The organism is Nocardioides sp. CPCC 206348 (assembly GCF_048654705.1).
GTDB lineage: Bacteria > Actinomycetota > Actinomycetes > Propionibacteriales > Nocardioidaceae > Nocardioides.
Map to the genome: position 1 here is coordinate 28,500 of NZ_JBMCZA010000064.1, position 404 is coordinate 28,903.

Genomic DNA, 404 nt, shown 5'->3' on the forward strand with positions numbered 1-404 from the left:
AGGCCTTCCGTGACGCACTCGCCCTGGCCGAGGAGCACGGCCTGCGTCCCGGGCTGCGGCACCTTGCCAACTCGGCTGCAACGATCCTGCGCCCTTCCTCGCGGTTCGACGCCGTGCGCTGCGGCATCGCGCTCTACGGCTTGGACCCCGCACCGGGCCAGGCCACCGACATCGGACTGGTGCCGGCGATGACCGTTCGTGGCCCACTGGTCATGGTCAAGGACCTCGCCGTCGGCGACGGCGTCTCCTACGGCCACCACTGGATCGCCGACCGCCCGACCACGGTCGCCTTGGTGCCGATCGGGTACGCCGACGGCATCCCGCGCGCGGCTTCGCGACCCGGCTCGCCCGAGTCCGCCGCGCAGGTGGGGATCGCCGGCAAGAACCGACCGATCCGCGGCACG

At 72.8% G+C, this 404-nt stretch carries 1 protein-coding gene; it reads left to right on the forward strand.

The window, feature by feature from the left end; genetic code table 11:
• A partial coding sequence (locus ACOADB_RS02320) for an alanine racemase (protein ID WP_378596297.1) occupies positions 1-404 on the forward strand: 404 nt, incomplete at both ends.